The organism is Microcoleus sp. N9_A1 (assembly GCF_036701795.1).
GTDB lineage: Bacteria > Cyanobacteriota > Cyanobacteriia > Cyanobacteriales > Microcoleaceae > Microcoleus.
Map to the genome: position 1 here is coordinate 22,839 of NZ_JAUBRI010000019.1, position 16,116 is coordinate 38,954.

A 16,116-nucleotide genomic window follows, 5' to 3' on the forward strand; every position below is an offset into this window, starting at 1 on the left:
CTTTTTTTCTTGTGGAATGGGCATCTTGCCCGTCCGAAAATTTGATGAGCAGGACTTTTGCAATCTTGTACGGTCAATTGCTATCCTGAAAACCGATACTTTTAAGCCGACTCCGGTTTTGGCAGCGAAGACGGAAGTACCAACAACTCAGCCGTCGATCGCTTCTCGACCATTTCCTTAGTAATCGTACACCGGGCAACATCTTTGCGCGACGGCAACTCGTACATCACATCCAACATCAATTCTTCGACAATTCCGCGCAGCGCCCGTGCTCCTGTTTTGCGGCGGTATGCCTCCTGGGCGATCGCCCGAATCGCATCCGGCTTAAAGTCCAACTGCACATTATCCATCTTCAGCAGCTTTTGATACTGCTTAACCAAAGCATTGCGCGGCTCAGTCAAAATCGCCATCAGCGTTTCCTCATCCAGCGGTTCCAACACCGCCGCCACCGGCACCCGCCCAATAAACTCAGGAATCATCCCAAACTTCACCAAATCATCCGGTTCCAGTTGCTTGAGTACATCAGCAGCCCGCTTTTCCTTCGGCTGAGCTTCTCCGGGCTGAATAAAACCCATTGACTTTTTACCCGTTCTCTGCTCTATCACTTTCTCAAGACCGACAAAAGCGCCCCCACAAATAAACATGATATTGCTGGTATCAATTTGGATGCAGTCTTGATAGGGATGCTTGCGGCCGCCTTGGGGAGGTACATTGGCGATCGTCCCCTCAAGCATTTTCAGTAGCGCCTGCTGCACCCCTTCTCCAGAGACATCCCGCGTAATCGAAGGATTTTCGCTCTTCCGGGCAATTTTGTCAATTTCATCAATATAAATAATTCCGCGCTGCGCCTCTTCCACATCCATATCTGCCACCTGCAGCAGCCGCAGCAAAATATTTTCCACATCTTCCCCGACATAGCCGGCTTCCGTCAGAGTCGTCGCGTCAGCCACCGCAAACGGCACGTCTAGCATATCCGCCAACGTCTGAGCCAGCAGAGTTTTTCCGCAGCCCGTCGGCCCGATCAACAAAATATTCGATTTTTGCAGTTCTACTTCTTCCGGGGGGTGCTTGCCGCTATTTTTGGCATGGATAAAGCTGAGGCGCTTGTAGTGGTTGTAAACTGCCACCGAGAGCACCTTTTTCGCCTCATCTTGCCCGATCGCGTTTTCGTCGAGGTAATTTTTAATTTCCCTCGGCTTCGGAATTTGGCTCATCAACATACTTTTGCCCGAGGTAGCGCGGCGCTTTTGCGTCGTTTCCTGCTTCGGGGCCACCGCCGCTGCGGGCACTGCACTCGAATCAAACAACTCCTCATCTAAAATTTCATTGCACAAGTCTACGCATTCGTCGCAGATATACACCCCGGGCCCTGCGATCAACTTGCGTACTTGCTCTTGAGACTTGCCACAAAACGAACATTTTAGATGGGAGTCGTACTTAGACATAACAGCCTCTTAATTCAGTGCAGTGACATTCTCTCCCGCCGCCGGAAGGTTTTCCTTTTCGATAACTCGATCGACCAAACCGTAATTTTTGGCTTCCTCGGCTGACATAAAAAAGTCGCGCTCAGTATCAGCCTCTAATTTGTCGATCGGTTGACCTGTGTGGTGCGCTAACAGTTGATTCAGCTTACGCTTATGATAAAGGATTTCTTTAGCTTGAATCTCAATATCAACTGCCTGACCTTGAGCGCCTCCAAGCGGCTGGTGAATCATAATCCGGGAGCTCGGAAGAGACATCCGCTTCCCGTGGGCTCCTGCTGTCAGCAGAAATGCGCCCATACTCGCGGCCAAGCCGTAACAAATCGTCACCACATCCGGGCGGATTTGCTGCATTGTGTCATAAATTGCCATACCCGCCGTCACCGAGCCGCCGGGGGAATTAATGTACATTTGGACATCTTTTTCTGGATCTTCGGCATCTAGATACAATAGCTGAGCTACGATCGAGTCAGCCACTTCATCGGTTACGGGAGTTCCTAAAAACACAATTCGCTCCCGCAGCAAGCGCGAGTAAATGTCAAAGGCCCGCTCGCCCATCCCCGACTGTTCTAGTACCATCGGCACTACATTGCTGGGGCTGGAACTGACATCAAAATCGTTATAGCTTGTAATTAGGTAATTGGAAGATTGAGATACAACCATAAGACACCAGTCAAGGATTCTAGACAATTTGCTGCTGCTGATGAAAGCTTTAAATTAAGCTGCCAGCTTTTAACTATTATGCCTCTTCTGAACGGAGATCGGGGGAATGCCGAGTTTTGAGTTGTGAAATTGCTTTCTGCGCTGGGCGCAACGCTGGAGTGACTCGCAAGGCTCGCGGGGTGAATGAGTTAAAAGACCTACTTGTAAATCAGCGCTGCTTCTACTTCTAGTGGACACCCCGAGCTTTTAGTAAGGATCAGGCGCACCCGGAGCTTGTAGTTAAGGATCAGGTGCGCCGTTAAAATCACGGTTGATTTCATGCCCCAATTAGGACATTTGAACACATTTAAGTTCTATTCTTCGCCTACAACTTCCACTTCAACGCTCGTGGCTGCTTCTGCTGAATCTTCAGCGTCTGATTCTTCTGATTCTGCAGCAGCAGGAGTCAGAGAGCCTTCAGGTACGAGTTCGATTGTCCCTTTTTCTTCCAACCATTTCAGGGTTTTTTGTTTGAGCAAGTCTTCTCCTACAAATTCCACCAATTTTATAGGATCAAAATTTCCTTTGGGAAATTGTTTTCTGACTTTTGCTACTTCTTCTAATACTTCTGCGTCTTCCACAGATAAGGATTCCAGCTTGGCTACTTCTGCCAGAGCTAGAGACTGCTTAAGTCGCTCGATTGCTTCCGGGCGCGAGCGTTCCCGCATCGGGCCCATATTTTCTTCGGTAAACAGTTGGTTGATATCTATGCCGTAATTTTTCAATTGGAGGGCTTGTTGATTCAGCAAGTAATCAATTTCGCGATCGAGCATTGTTTCGGGAATTTCCACTTCTATGAGCTGCACGAGGGCTGCTGATATAGCTTTTTCCTTATTAGCTGATGTCTTGTTTTCTTGGTCTGCTTTAAACCGAGTTTCGAGGGATTCGCGCAGTTCTGCTAAAGTTTCAAACTCGCTGACTTCTTGGGCGAAGTCGTCGTCCAACTCCGGCAATTCTTTTTCCTTAAGTTCTTTGAGGGTAATCATAAAAACTGCCGGTTTTCCGGCTAATTCTTCGCTGCTGTACTCGTCGGGGAACTGCAGGGAAACTTCTCTAGTTTCTCCCGGATTCATCCCGATCATGCCTTCGATAAAGCCCGGTACAAACTGATTTTCCGACAGTTCTACTTGAAAGTCTTCTGCATCGCCGCCGGGAATTTCAGCCGGAGTTTCGCCTTCGGGTGCTTCTGCAAATCTACCGGAGAAATCAACCAAAGCTGTGTCTCCCAACTGAGCCGGCCGGCCTTCTACGGGGATTAAAGTAGCTTTGTCCGATCGATATTTTGCCAATACCTCATCTACCTGAGCCTCATCATACTTAGCTTCTTCTGCTTGAAGCTGCAAACCTGTGTACTGACCCATTTTCACTTCGGGTTGTACGTCAACCTTAGCCGAAAAAACCAGAGGCTGTTCTGGATCGAACTTAGCTAGTAATTCTTCAAACTCAGTGCTCAGTTCAAAACTGCCAATTGCGGCAATTTTTTCTTGTTCGAGGGCTTTTTGCAGGGAATCATTAATCAAATTTTCCAAAGCCGTCGCCTTCAAACGAGTCTGGCCTAGGCGCTGTAGCAAAACTTGACGGGGAACTTTGCCTTTGCGGAACCCAGGAATATTAACCTCGCGAGCAAATTGTTTAATTACTTGCTCGTAAGCTTGTTTTGACTTTTCTGACGGTACTTCGATTTCCAGACCAATTTGGCTAGCTGGAAGTTTTTCCTGGGTTACTTTCATCGGCTTTTTTGATATTTAACAATAGTGTAATAAAATACATACAAATCTGACTTTGCCTGCATTTTAATTTTGTACGCTTTGACTCGTAACGGCACAACTACAAAACCTTTACCGGATGAGACTGTAAGTCATTGCCGGCTACTTTTTTGGCTCTTGCCAAATAGTTTTGGTTTGAGGATACTAGCTTTTGCTGCTAGGAATGTGGAGGTTAAGTCCACTAATTGCCGATGCACCATAGCACATATCGCCCTGTGATGTCAATCTTGCCTGCCTCTGCGGCTAGTTAAAGTCAATGGATGCGCCTGCGAAAATGCAGATATATCACAAAACTTAACCGGATGCGGATTGGGCGTGGGCGAGCAGCAAAAGATGCTAAACTGGTATTGGGTACGATCGCCCGGATCAATCGGGAAGTTTGATCGCCCGTTTCGGTTAACTGCACCATTGCCATCCTCTCATGCTCCTGATGTCGCATAACATTAATTAAGTTTGATATTGAGAATTGCAGTTATTAAAATTTTTGATTTCGATCGTTTAGACTTTAATTTGTGGAGGAAACTAATTTGTCTCAATCCTATCGAGTTGCCATTTTAGGAGCCACCGGCGCAGTCGGTGCCGAGTTGCTAGAACTATTGCACAGCCGGAGTTTTCCGATTTCTAACTTGAAGCTGCTGGCTTCGGAACGTTCAGCAGGCACAACTTTGCCTTTTGGCGGCGAGATGCTGCCGGTCGAAGCAGTTTCGGCGCGATCGTTTGATAATGTAGATCTGGTGCTCGCCTCTGCCGGCGGCTCTACTTCTAAATTGTGGGCTCCGCAAGCGGTGGCAGCCGGAGCAGTGGTCATTGACAATTCTAGCGCTTTCCGCATGGATGCGACGGTGCCGCTAGTGGTTCCAGAAGTCAATCCCCAAGCGGCGGCAGCTCATCGAGGTATAATTGCTAATCCCAACTGCACGACTATTTTGATGGCAGTTGCGGTTTGGCCACTTCACAAAGTTAGGCCGATACAGCGCATCGTTGTAGCGACTTACCAGTCTGCCAGCGGGGCTGGGGCGAGGGCAATGGAGGAAATGAAAGCTCAAGCAAGAGCAATTTTGCAGGGGGAAACGCCCAAAACAGATATATTTCCCTACCCCTTAGCATTTAATTTGTTTCCGCACAACACCCCGATTAATGATTTAGGGTATTGTGAAGAAGAGATGAAAATGGTAAACGAAACTCGGAAGATATTTGGTACGGACGAGATTAAAATTACGGCAACTTGTGTGCGGGTTCCCGTACTGCGAGCTCATTCGGAAGCGATTAACCTAGAGTTTGCAGAGCCTTTTAGCGCGATAGAGGCCAGGGAAATCTTAAAGCAGGCAAGCGGGGTTAAGCTGGTAGAAGACTGGCAAGCTAATTATTTCCCGATGCCTGTAGAGGCCAGCGGTAAGGATGAGGTGTTAGTCGGCAGGATTCGCCAAGATATTTCTCACCCCTGTGGGTTGGAGATGTGGCTGTCTGGCGATCAAATCCGCAAAGGGGCGGCTTTAAATGCGGTGCAGATAGCTGAGTTGCTGGCCCAAAAAGATTTGTTGCGAACCCAAGTGGCGGCGGCTTCTAATTAGCGGGAACCCTCGCAATTGGGAAATTGAAATAGGGGATTTTAGATAAACCTTTCATCTGAAATCAAAAATTTAAAATCAAAAATCAACAGTCTAAAATCGGAGAAAGTGTGGTAAAGTTTGGACGGGTTCTGACTGCAATGATTACGCCGTTTAAGGAAGACGGCAGCGTTAACTATGCGGTAGCAGAACAATTGGCAGTTCATTTAGCCGATCGCGGTACAGATAGCTTGGTAGTGTGCGGCACTACTGGCGAGTCTCCCACTATGACCTGGGATGAAGAGTACGAATTATTTCAGGTGGTACAAAAGGCGGTGGTCGGTAAGGCGTTGGTAATCGCAGGAGCCGGATCTAATTCTACTTCAGAAGCAGTCGCAGCTACCCAAAAAGCAGCTAAACTTGGGTTAGACGGCTGTTTGCAGGTGGTTCCTTATTACAACAAGCCGCCGCAAGAAGGTTTATATAATCATTTTCGGGCGATCGCGCAATCTGCTCCAGAATTGCCTATAATGTTATATAACATCCCCGGTCGCACTGGTCAGAATATGTTGCCGGAGACGGTGGCTCGATTGGCCCAAATCCCCAACATTGTGGCCGTAAAAGAAGCAAGTGGCAACTTGGATCAAGCAAGTCAAATTCGGTGCTTGACATCCCCTGAATTTGCCATCTATTCTGGAGATGATTCCCTAACTTTGCCAATGTTGGCGGTAGGAGGATCTGGTGTAGTTAGCGTAGCCAGCCATCTGGTAGGAGAGCAACTGCAACAGATGATCAAAGCTTTCGAAGCCGGTCAAGTTCAAGTCGCTACCCAGATTCACTTGCAACTTTTTGACCTGTTTAAAGCTCTTTTTCTCACCACAAATCCCATTCTCGTCAAGACAGCTCTCAAGCTTCAAGGCTGGGATGTAGGCTCCACCCGTCCGCCCCTGTGCGATCCGCCCGTTGAGGTAACTCAAAAGTTAAAGGACGTACTGAGTCAGCTAGCACAGGTATCAGCTAGCTAGACGAGATAGGCGAGAACGAGTTTTCAGACAACTGAATATTTGGTTGTCATCAGTCATTAGTCATTAGTCATCAGTCATTAGTCATTAACTTTTAGTAATTAGCTAATAGTGAATGATTAAAGACTGAAAGTTAAAGATTGAAGGCCGAAGACGACTGATTGTACGGGAGAGTAAAACCCGTAGGGGAGTTTTCCACAAATATCTTGAAAAAAATCCCCAAGATCAACGAACAGCAGACGACAAAAGACAGTAGAAAAAAAACAACAGTCAACAGTCAACAGTCAACAGACAACAGACAACAGTCAACAGTCAACAGTTAACAGTCAACAGTCAACAGTTAACAGACCAATAACAAAAACAACTAACAAAGGATACGCATGATCAAAAATACAACTGCATCAGCTCTAAAAGTTATTCCCCTCGGCGGGCTGCACGAAATCGGCAAAAACACTTGTGTGTTCGAGTACGGCGACGAAATCATTCTTTTAGATGCCGGTTTAGCCTTCCCCACAGATGGAATGCACGGGGTAAATATTGTCCTCCCAGACATGACTTACCTGCGGGAAAACAGCCACAAAATTCAAGGCATGATCGTGACACACGGTCACGAAGACCACATCGGTGGCATCCCTTATCACCTCAAGCAATTTGAAATTCCAGTCATCTACGGCCCGCGTTTGGCGATGGCTTTGCTCGCCGGAAAATTGGAAGAAGCCGGAGTATCTCACCGCACTGAATTGAGAACAGTTCGACCACGGGATACGGTCAGAATTGGCAAGCATTTCTTAGTCGAATACATTCGCAACACTCACTCGATGGCCGACAGTTTCACTGTGGCAATTCACACTCCCGTCGGAATTATTATTCACACTGGAGACTTTAAAATTGACCACACTCCTGTAGACGGCGAGCATTTTGATTTGCAAAAGCTGGCTGAGTACGGCGAAAGAGGCGTGCTGTGCTTGATCAGCGATTCTACTAACTCGGAAGTTCCCGGTTTTACCGCTTCGGAACGTTCTGTGGCTCCGAATTTAGACAGAATTATCGCTCAAGCAACGGGACGGGTACTGCTGACGACTTTTGCTTCGTCGGTACACCGATTGCAAATTGTTTTGGACTTGGCTAAGAAAAACAATCGGTATGTCGGAGTGGTTGGCCGGTCGATGCTGAATGTCATCGCTCACTGCCGCAATCTCGGCTACATCAAATGCGAAGATAGTCTTTTCAAACCGCTGAAAGAAATCCGCAATTTGGCTGAAGACAAGGTACTGATTTTAACCACAGGTTCCCAAGGCGAACCGATGGCGGCGATGACTCGCATTGCTAACGGCGAACATCACGAACTGAAAATCAGAAAAGGCGATACAGTCATATTCTCAGCTAACCCAATTCCGGGAAATACGATCGCAGTGGTAAACACGATCGATAAACTGATGATGCTGGGCGCAAACGTGGTTTACGGCCGCGACAAAGGCATTCACGTTTCGGGACACGGCTGTCAAGAAGACCAAAAGTTAATGATTAACATGACTCGTCCCAAGTTCTTCTTGCCAGTGCACGGAGAACACCGGATGCTGGTTCAGCACTCCAAGACGGCTCAAAGCATGGGCATTCCCGCGAGCAATATGGTGATTATTGACAACGGCGATGTCGTAGAATTAACTGAAAATTCGATGCGACTTGGTACTAAAGTACCTTCAGGAATTGAATTAGTAGATTCTTCTCGATCGGGCGTTGTCAAGGCGAACGTCCTCAAAGAACGCCAGCAGTTGGCCGGAGATGGCGCGGTGACAGTAGCTGCGGCGTTAAATGCAGAAGGCAAGTTGGTTGCTACGCCGCAAATACACTTGAAAGGTGTAGTCACATCAGCCGATCGCGAACTGCTACAACAATCGATCACACAAACGATTGAGACTATTTTAGGCGATCGTTGGTCAGAATTTGTCAGACCTTCAACAACTGCCGAATCAGGAGTTGATGTGGACTGGGTTGGAGTGCAAACGCAAATAGAACGGGCAATTCAGCGCGTACTGCGCCGGGAACTTCAAAGCAATCCCATGCTAGTATTCCTGATGCAAATTCCCGAAGGAGCATTATTTGTCCAATGGGAAAAAGCAGCAGTAGCTCCAGGTTCTTTAGAAGCACCCAAGCTATTAGGGCCATCATCGACATCAGCGCCAGCGCCAGTTCCTGCTAATGCAGTAACAGGTCGCCGTCGCCCCCGGACAGCAGCAAAAGTCGCTTCCGTCGTTTCCTAGAATTAACAATTCCTGGCTTTACCAGGGACTTGTTTCTCAACCGCAGATAAACACAGATGAACGCAGATAGTAATTAATTCTATCTGCGTTCATCTGTGTTTATCTGCCACCATCTGCGGTTGCAAAATCAGCCACCAGCAACTGCTGGAACAATACTAACTTCATCACCATCTTGGAGTGCTGTTCCTGTGCCTTCCAAAAAGCGGATGTCTTCGCTGTTGACGTAGAAGTTTAAAAATCTGCGGGGTTCTCCCTTTTCATCGCACAGGCTTTTTTTGATGCCGGGACAATTTGTTTCCAGGGATTCTATCAGTTCGGAAATATTGCCGCCGCCGCATTCGATGGTGGCTTGATTGTTGGTGAATTTTTGCAGGGGAGTGGGAATTAAAACTTTGACGGTCATTTTTTAGTCCTTAGTCAGTAGTCAGTGGTCAGTTGTCCGTTGTCCTTAGTCAGTAGTCCTTGGTCAGTAGTCAGTTTTCGGTTGTTAGCAGTCAGTTGTCATCACTCAAGAGCTTAACAACTAATGACTAATGACTAATGACCAATGACTAAGGACTAATAATTAAACCGAAGCTTGTTGCCATTCTAAGCGTTCGAGGGTGCGGGCGCGTTCGAGGGCGCGCTCGAACGCTTCTAGTTTCGGTTCGAGGGTGATGGGTTCGCCGATGTAGCCTTGAACTGCTTCTTGCGTTTTCAAACCGTTGCCGGTGATGTAGGCGACGGTGGTTTCGTCGGGATTGATTTTACCTGCTTCTACGAGTTTCTTCAAGACTGCGATCGTGGTGCCGCCTGCGGTTTCAGTGAAGATGCCTTCAGTTTCTGCTAGCAGTTTCATGCCTTCGATGATTTCGGTGTCGCTGACGGATTCGATGTTGCCGTTGGTTTTGCGGGCGACTTCCAAGGCGTACATACCGTCGGCTGGATTGCCGATCGCGATCGACTTAGCAATTGTATTCGGTTTCACGGGTTTGACGAAATCACGGCCTTCGCGGAATGCTTGGGCGATGGGGGAACAGCCGTCAGCTTGGGCGCCGCTGAACCGAACTTTCTTTTCATCAACTAAACCGACTTCGATGAATTCTTGAAAACCTTTGTAAATTTTTGTGAACAAAGAGCCGGAGGCGAGGGGAGCGACGATGTGATCGGGCAATTGCCAGCCTAGCTGTTCGGCAACTTCGTAGCCGAGGGTTTTCGAGCCTTCGGAATAGTAGGGACGCAAGTTGATATTGACAAATCCCCAGCCATGTGTATTAGCGACTTCGCAACAGAGACGGTTAACTTGGTCGTAGTTGCCGTGAACTGCCATGACAGTTGGATTGTAAATCAGAGTGCCGAGGACTTTGCCTGCTTCTAAGTCGGAGGGGATGAAGACTACGCAATCGAGGCCTGCGTGGGCGGCGATCGCAGCGGTGGAGTTAGCTAAGTTGCCAGTGCTGGCACAGGATACCGTTGTGAAACCCAATTCTCTCGCTCTGCTGAGGGCAACTGACACCACTCTGTCTTTAAAGCTGAGAGTGGGCATATTGACGGCATCGTTTTTAATATAAAGATTTTTTAGACCGAGGCGGCGCGCCAAGCGGTGGGATTTTAATAGAGGAGTCATCCCAGTGCCGACATCGATGACGTTATCTGTAGCGACTGGTAAAAATGCGCGGTAGCGCCAGATCGAGTTGGGGCCGGCTTCGATGGTTTGGCGAGTGACGCTGCGGCGGATGGCGTCGTAGTCGTACTTGACTTCAAGCGGGCCAAAACAGCAATCGCAGACGTGCTTAGCTTGGAGTTCGTACTCTTCACCGCATTCTTTACATTTAAGGGCTGTGAAGGTTGCTGCTGTGGATTGTGTTCGGGTCGCCTGGGTCATAGCTCAACTCTCTAGTTTTGCGATGTTTGTTAATTCTTGTGCAAGATTAGCACGGTCAATTTACCCCCGTCAACCATACCCGATTTTTTTAGTCGGGATTGATTTCCAGTGACTTTTCAGTTAAACAGTGGTGTATTTAACTTTGATATTTGGGCGGGCGGGATGCCCAAACCCTACTCCCCACAAGGATTTGACTTTGTTTCAGGATCGGGATTGGAATCGAGATTGTCAGGTTCGCGTCCCCGCCCGATCGAGCTCAAGGATGATTTGCCGACGGAATTGTTACAAAACTTAATAAATCTTTTTTGGGCTAAGAATTGGGCAGTCGTGCGATCGAACACAACTACAAAACCTCGAATTTTTGATTAACCAACTTAGCCTACCCGCCGCTGACGGGGGGGATGAGTACAACTTCGTCGCCGTCTTGGAGGATGGTGTCGGGGGAGACGAATTCCAGGTTGAGGCCGAAGCGGGTGCGATCGCGCCATTGTTCTAATTGAGGATATTGGGCGATCGAGCTTTCGAGCACTCTTAGCACTGGGGTTTCGGGAGGAAGTTCTAATGTCAGTTCCGAAACGCCGTAGGCTTCACCGAAGGCGGCGAACAGTTTAACGGTGACGGTAATCGAAGAGTTAGACACGGTAGTTTAGTGCGATCGACAGTTTGGCAATTATCAACTACACCATACAATTAATTAGGAATTAGGCGCGCCGAGGCTTAGAATTGAAATCGACAATCTCTAGTTAAGTTTTACCCGATCGGGTAAAGATGACAGTTGATTGCAGCAAAAAGTCTTAACAAGATTGTATGCCGATCGCTCTCACCAACCAGGCGTTAGAAGCAGTTGGTATCCACTTATATGCAGCTAGCTAAGGTCTAGTTGGCTGCTGTTGAGGCTAATGCGAGAATATTTTTTGAGGATGCGGTATAGATACTTTACGGTAATTGTGGGAGAGTACAAAAAGCTCGCACTACATTTAGCAGGCAACAACGCAGACAAGGCCTTGTCAACCCGCTTCTCCTGACTAAAAATCAGGTTATCTAGTGCGGCTTGGAATTGCCAAACCTTTGCCATGCTTAGCAAGCTAGCCGTTATATCTAAGAAGAATACTGAACTTAACGCGATAGAAATATATGGCAAATAACGATTTTAAAGTGCTTCAAATTATTGAAGCTAAAGGCTGGTATGCCTTTGGGAGTACGAAGCAAAGCCAGCACGTTGAGAGATGGGTAAGACCTGTCGTGTGTTGGGTTTTAATAGAAGATAAAAAAAAGCGACGGGTTGTGACAGCTACCGCTAGCTATCAGATCCAGATTGACGACAAAGAAGTCGAGTTTTTTGCCCACGAAAGCGAAATTCAAGATCTGGAGAGTCTCCCGAAGTCTGTCTCGGTATCGGAATTTCTGAAAACAGAAGATTGAGAGAAGGACAGAAGGAGATAATTTAACAAGTTATTAATTATTCCTTAGTGATTCCTTAAACTTGCTGTCGGATTCTATTGGAATTAGAGGCAGAAGCTCTAGATTGGGGACAGGGGGAGACGAGGACAGGGGGAGAATTTATACTTTTGCCTTGCCTTCTACATCTTGTCCCCAATGCCTCAAGTAGCCCAAAAAATAAAGAGGCCGGAAGATTGCTGGCAATGCCAACGCGCTTCCGACCTTGCTGAATAACAGGGTATGCATATGTTTTTAAAGTATGGCAGGCAGGCTTTTGAAATATCAAGAGGACTATTGCAATCACCCACTTTTGCTTTCAGGCTGTGTTTGCAAGGTTCATATCATTTTAGACTGAAAATTTGAAAAGTGAGAGGGGGCGAGGGTTACAGGTTAAGGATTCTAGCTGTTTATCTGTAGCGGGTGCTACCAAAAATGGTGGCATTTGCGGACGATCGCACATTCTCCCTAAAGTGTTTGCACTCAAAGCAGAAAGTTCGATCGCCCGCTGTAACCGCTGCGACTTTAAACCCCAGTAGCGACAGGTTCAGGCTTCTGCTGCCGCATCCGCCGCCCCAGCAGCGCCATCCGCACGCCGCCGGCAGGCCCTAAAGTTACCCCTCGGCGTTTGGCCTGTACGGGCTTTTTCTCGGCCAATACTAGGTCGAAATTCCGCAAAATGGTTGCCAGCACGAGTTTCATCTCCAACTGCGCCAGCGCCAAGCCGATACAGCGGCGGCTGCCGCCTCCAAAGGGCAAATACTCGTAAGGCGAGAATTGCCTCTCCAAAAACCGTTCAGGTTTAAATTGCAGCGGTTCTGGATACAAATCCTCCCGTCTGTGGGTCAAATAAATCGAGCCGATGACAACCGTGCCCGGTTCGAGTTGATATCCCATCAGTTCCACGGGCGTGAGCACTTCTCGCGAAAACGTCAGCATTGCCACGGGGTAAATTCGCAGCGTCTCCTGACAAACTGCACTCAGGTAAGGTAAGCGGAAAATCTCCATCGGGTCGGGATTTTCCCCCAAACTGTCCAATTCTTGCAGCAACTTCTGGCGCACCGAGGGCAAGTGGTGAATCCAGTAAAACGCCCAAGCTAGGGCCGTTGCTGTGGTTTCGTGGCCTGCAACCAGCAGCGTCATCAACTCGTCGCGCAATTCTTCAGTGGTCATTGGTTGCCCGTTTTCGTCGCGGGCGGCCATCATTAAGCTGAGAATGTCGGTGCGGTTGGCGTCTGGTTGCTGTCTGCGTTCTTCAATTTCTGCGTCGATCAGTGCGTCAACTTTCCGCTGCCGCTGTTTCATGCGTCCCCAAGGACTCCAAGAGCCCCAATCTTGCTGCATCCAGCCGAAAAATAGCATACTCGATCGCAGGGGAGAGTTGGTCATATCGAGGACTGAGGCAAGTAGGGGCCTGATCTCTTCCAATCGCGGCCCGTCATCCATGCCGAAGACAGCTTGCAAGATTACCCGCATGGTGACTTCCTGCATCGCGCTGCGGGCCACAAAAGGTCGATCGACCGACCACTTGCTGGCAACATCTTGAGCGATATCGCAAATTAGTTGGCCGTAATTCCGCATCCGTTCCCCGTGAAAGGGTGGCATCAATAATTGCCGCTGGCGTTTGTGCCTTTCTCCTGAGAGGAGAAACATGGATTGTTCTCCCACGAGCGGTTTGAGAATACTGTTCAGGCGGCCTGGAGCGTGAAACGCATTGCTATTGAGCATCTCCTGGACAGCTTGCGGGTGGTGGATCATCACCAATGGTTTCCCGTTGTTCACTTGAGCTGTGAAAATGTCGCCGTATTGTTTGGCACATTTATCCATGAATGTCAGGGGCTCGCCGATCCATTGAATTAGCTGCACAAAGGGTGGAGATGTGGGGCCGTTAGGTAGTGTCATAGGAATTACCTGGGTTTGGGTCACAGGACTTAGCAGGATCAACAAATATCAAAGGGTTTGAAGGTTTGTTCAATCCCTCCCAACCCTTGTTTCTAAGGGGAGAATTGCGTAAGTCCCATCTCCAATAATTTTAATAGCTTATTCTCGAACGGTACTCAAAATATCCTCTCCAAGCTCTGTAAAACGAACAGTTTTGATTTGCCAAGGAGCATAACTGGTTAAAGTTTGGCGCACGCCCCCGAACAAACCTAACATTTGACAACTGGACAGATTTTGCAATTTCTGCCGTGAACTTCCCGATGCACGAAGATCCACGGTAGCTATTCCGAGGTCGCGATCGATCTTGAGGCGATAACCAGCCAAACCAAGACTATCGAAAATCTGCTGCTTTAACACTTCATTAACCGCCGATGACATTAACTGGTTCTCTGGGCCTGTAACTGTTTCAGGCTTCAGAGTTTGACAGAGATTGTCTACTTTATAAACCGTAATGGTGGCAGTATTTTCTGAGAGGGGAGCACTGCCTAAAACTGACGCAACAGAGTTAGAAGGCTGCGTTAATTGACTCGATCGAGCCTCAATTTGATTTCCCGTTAGCTGTAGGTGTTGGAACTGAGGGGCGCTTGCTGAGAGTTGCCTCTGGTTTTCGGTTGAGGTAGCTGCATCTGAGCTAGAACAACTGCTACCGCCCATCAAAATTAACCAAACGCCTAAATATCCTAACTGTTTGCAGATATGGTTCATAGTTTTTAATACTCTACTAAACGTCAGTGTATGGAGGGTGAATTTTGGTGGTAGAAAGCACTTAGACCCTGATTACACTCACTTAGAAGTATTTCCCGCAGTACGGAGATCAAAACAAGTTAAGAGTTCTTGTTAATACGTGGATTTTAGTGTGAGATCAGGTAAGAGGGGTTTTACCCCTCAGTGGTGTAACCCAGCAGTTTACCTGTCTCAGCAGATCAAGCTCGCGACCCAGCTCGTAAGTGATATCAAATACCTTGTCAGTGGTGTGATGTACCGTTGCAACTCGATCTCTTCCAATGTCTGAGGTGAAAAGCCTCTTTCCGGTTGGTAAAAGCCTGAGTTTGATTAGTAGTAATGAGGACAGAATTCAGATTGGCACGCGTATTTTAAGCTCGCCTTCGGCGCGGTTTGTGAACGGCGTCGAAAGCGCGGTTATAAGGAATACGTAAGTCGCGAACAATATCAAAACTTACGCATCAAGAGCAAAAAAACCGGGTTTTTTAACCAGGCATAAGGGCTGCAACGAAGTGTTTTCGTAAAAAAAACTGGTTTCTGGTCAAGTCGCGAATCACATTATTCCGAAGTCAGCGGATCTTTAATGAACAGGCGCGTCAAGAGGGTTATCTCAGCATTCGGTGATTTTTGTCCCGAATCCTCTAAATAAAGAGTGAAAATATCATGAAACAGCAATTATTGACAAAAGTTTTGGCGGCAACAGCGATCGCCCTCAGTGGCCTGACGGTTGCTTCTGGACCGAGTTACGGTCGGCGAGCACCGGGGGAAAATGGATTTTGGTGTAACACCTCGACCGGTGCGCCGGTGACGGTGTACCAAAACGCTCAAGGTGCCGTAGAGCCTTGGATTGAGTGGACTTCCGATTATTTCTCCGGTTCTGGCTACGATCCAGCAACTCGGTGTCAATTAGTGACTCAACGCCTCGAAACCTATCGCCGCCAACGAATGCTTAAGTACATTACTGCGGGCCAAATGAACGGCCAGAACGTCATCTGCACGGCGAATCAAGTCAATGGGCGGTGTCAAAATTTGATTTATACCCTCAGACCCGGCCAAGACCCGATCGGCTCTTTGTATAATTTGTTGGCTTGGCGCCAAGGATATGTCGGGATGTCGTCTTTTGATGAAACCAGTAAAATTCCTTACATTGATGTCAGCGAAAAGCTAGGGGAAAACATTGCCGATGGGGCGCAACTGCCCCCTTTTCCCCACCCTTCGGACAGCCTTAAAGATTGGCAAATTTTCCATCCCATCACCAATTCCAAGGATTGAGGTGGAAAACTTGGCGCATCAAACAACGGTACGCATCCCGACGGGGAAATCTTCTGGTTCCGGGACGATCGTCCGTTCGGCAGCAGGGCCAAATCTATAG

The 16,116-nt window shown here is 48.0% G+C and carries 16 protein-coding genes; 6 read left to right on the forward strand and 10 right to left on the reverse strand.

Features of this window, described 5'->3' with window-relative positions:
* Positions 1–101: 101 nt before the first annotated feature.
* The 4 genes from clpX to QUA58_RS11575 form a co-directional block, all read right to left on the reverse strand.
* On the reverse strand, positions 102–1,445 hold the full coding sequence (clpX, locus tag QUA58_RS11560; RefSeq protein WP_333249718.1) for an ATP-dependent protease ATP-binding subunit ClpX: 1,344 nt from the start codon (positions 1,443–1,445) through the stop codon (positions 102–104).
* Between the two features lie 9 nt (positions 1,446–1,454).
* A complete protein-coding gene (clpP, locus tag QUA58_RS11565; RefSeq protein WP_278187177.1) occupies positions 1,455–2,144 on the reverse strand; it encodes an ATP-dependent Clp endopeptidase proteolytic subunit ClpP in 690 nt (229 codons plus the stop codon).
* Positions 2,145–2,497: 353 nt separating this feature from the next.
* Positions 2,498–3,913, reverse strand: a complete 1,416-nt coding sequence (gene tig / locus QUA58_RS11570; RefSeq protein ID WP_333394150.1) for a trigger factor — start codon at positions 3,911–3,913, stop codon at positions 2,498–2,500.
* Positions 3,914–4,202: 289 nt separating this feature from the next.
* Positions 4,203–4,358 carry a hypothetical protein gene (locus QUA58_RS11575; RefSeq protein ID WP_333394151.1) on the reverse strand — a complete coding sequence of 52 codons (156 nt, stop codon included), beginning with the start codon at positions 4,356–4,358 and terminating at the stop codon, positions 4,203–4,205.
* 118 nt (positions 4,359–4,476) lie between these two features.
* Between QUA58_RS11575 and QUA58_RS11580 the strand changes: the two genes are divergently transcribed.
* The 3 genes from QUA58_RS11580 to QUA58_RS11590 all read left to right on the forward strand — a co-directional run bounded on the left by QUA58_RS11580 (position 4,477) and on the right by QUA58_RS11590 (position 8,779).
* Positions 4,477–5,520 carry an aspartate-semialdehyde dehydrogenase gene (locus QUA58_RS11580; RefSeq protein WP_333249710.1) on the forward strand — a complete coding sequence of 348 codons (1,044 nt, stop codon included), beginning with the start codon at positions 4,477–4,479 and terminating at the stop codon, positions 5,518–5,520.
* Positions 5,521–5,627: 107 nt separating this feature from the next.
* Positions 5,628–6,521: a 4-hydroxy-tetrahydrodipicolinate synthase gene (gene dapA, locus QUA58_RS11585; protein ID WP_333249709.1), complete on the forward strand. Its 894-nt coding sequence runs from the start codon at positions 5,628–5,630 to the stop codon at positions 6,519–6,521.
* 377 nt (positions 6,522–6,898) lie between these two features.
* A complete protein-coding gene (locus tag QUA58_RS11590) occupies positions 6,899–8,779 on the forward strand; it encodes a ribonuclease J (RefSeq protein WP_333249707.1) in 1,881 nt (626 codons plus the stop codon).
* 127 nt (positions 8,780–8,906) lie between these two features.
* Here the strand turns inward: QUA58_RS11590 and QUA58_RS11595 are convergent, their stop codons facing one another.
* Entirely contained in the window at positions 8,907–9,182 is a 276-nt protein-coding gene (locus QUA58_RS11595; protein WP_333249705.1) for a MoaD/ThiS family protein, read from the reverse strand.
* A 162-nt stretch (positions 9,183–9,344) separates the two neighbouring features.
* Positions 9,345–10,643: a threonine synthase gene (gene thrC, locus QUA58_RS11600; RefSeq protein ID WP_333249703.1), complete on the reverse strand. Its 1,299-nt coding sequence runs from the start codon at positions 10,641–10,643 to the stop codon at positions 9,345–9,347.
* Between the two features lie 108 nt (positions 10,644–10,751).
* Here thrC and QUA58_RS11605 point away from each other — a divergent pair, with 108 nt between their 5' ends.
* Positions 10,752–11,012 carry a hypothetical protein gene (locus tag QUA58_RS11605; protein WP_333394152.1) on the forward strand — a complete coding sequence of 87 codons (261 nt, stop codon included), beginning with the start codon at positions 10,752–10,754 and terminating at the stop codon, positions 11,010–11,012.
* Between the two features lie 10 nt (positions 11,013–11,022).
* Here QUA58_RS11605 and QUA58_RS11610 read toward each other — a convergent pair whose 3' ends face one another.
* Together QUA58_RS11610 and QUA58_RS11615 are read right to left on the reverse strand one after the other, a co-directional pair.
* The gene (locus QUA58_RS11610) at positions 11,023–11,283 is read right to left on the reverse strand and encodes a MoaD/ThiS family protein (RefSeq protein ID WP_333249699.1); all 261 of its coding nucleotides are present in this window, start codon (positions 11,281–11,283) and stop codon (positions 11,023–11,025) included.
* Positions 11,284–11,508: 225 nt separating this feature from the next.
* Entirely contained in the window at positions 11,509–11,718 is a 210-nt protein-coding gene (locus tag QUA58_RS11615) for a hypothetical protein (RefSeq protein WP_333249697.1), read from the reverse strand.
* A 59-nt stretch (positions 11,719–11,777) separates the two neighbouring features.
* On the opposite strand from QUA58_RS11615, the gene QUA58_RS11620 reads away from it, so the two are divergent.
* Complete coding sequence (locus tag QUA58_RS11620; protein WP_006632921.1) at positions 11,778–12,065, forward strand: hypothetical protein; 288 nt, start codon at positions 11,778–11,780, stop codon at positions 12,063–12,065.
* Positions 12,066–12,605: 540 nt separating this feature from the next.
* Here the strand turns inward: QUA58_RS11620 and QUA58_RS11625 are convergent.
* Together QUA58_RS11625 and QUA58_RS11630 are read right to left on the reverse strand one after the other, a co-directional pair.
* Entirely contained in the window at positions 12,606–13,982 is a 1,377-nt protein-coding gene (locus QUA58_RS11625; RefSeq protein WP_333394154.1) for a cytochrome P450, read from the reverse strand.
* 138 nt (positions 13,983–14,120) lie between these two features.
* On the reverse strand, positions 14,121–14,726 hold the full coding sequence (locus tag QUA58_RS11630; protein ID WP_333249692.1) for a hypothetical protein: 606 nt from the start codon (positions 14,724–14,726) through the stop codon (positions 14,121–14,123).
* A 681-nt stretch (positions 14,727–15,407) separates the two neighbouring features.
* Here QUA58_RS11630 and QUA58_RS11635 point away from each other — a divergent pair.
* Positions 15,408–16,016 (forward strand): COP23 domain-containing protein, encoded by a 609-nt coding sequence (locus tag QUA58_RS11635; protein ID WP_333249690.1) that lies wholly within the window; start codon positions 15,408–15,410, stop codon positions 16,014–16,016.
* Positions 16,017–16,116: the final 100 nt, after the last annotated feature.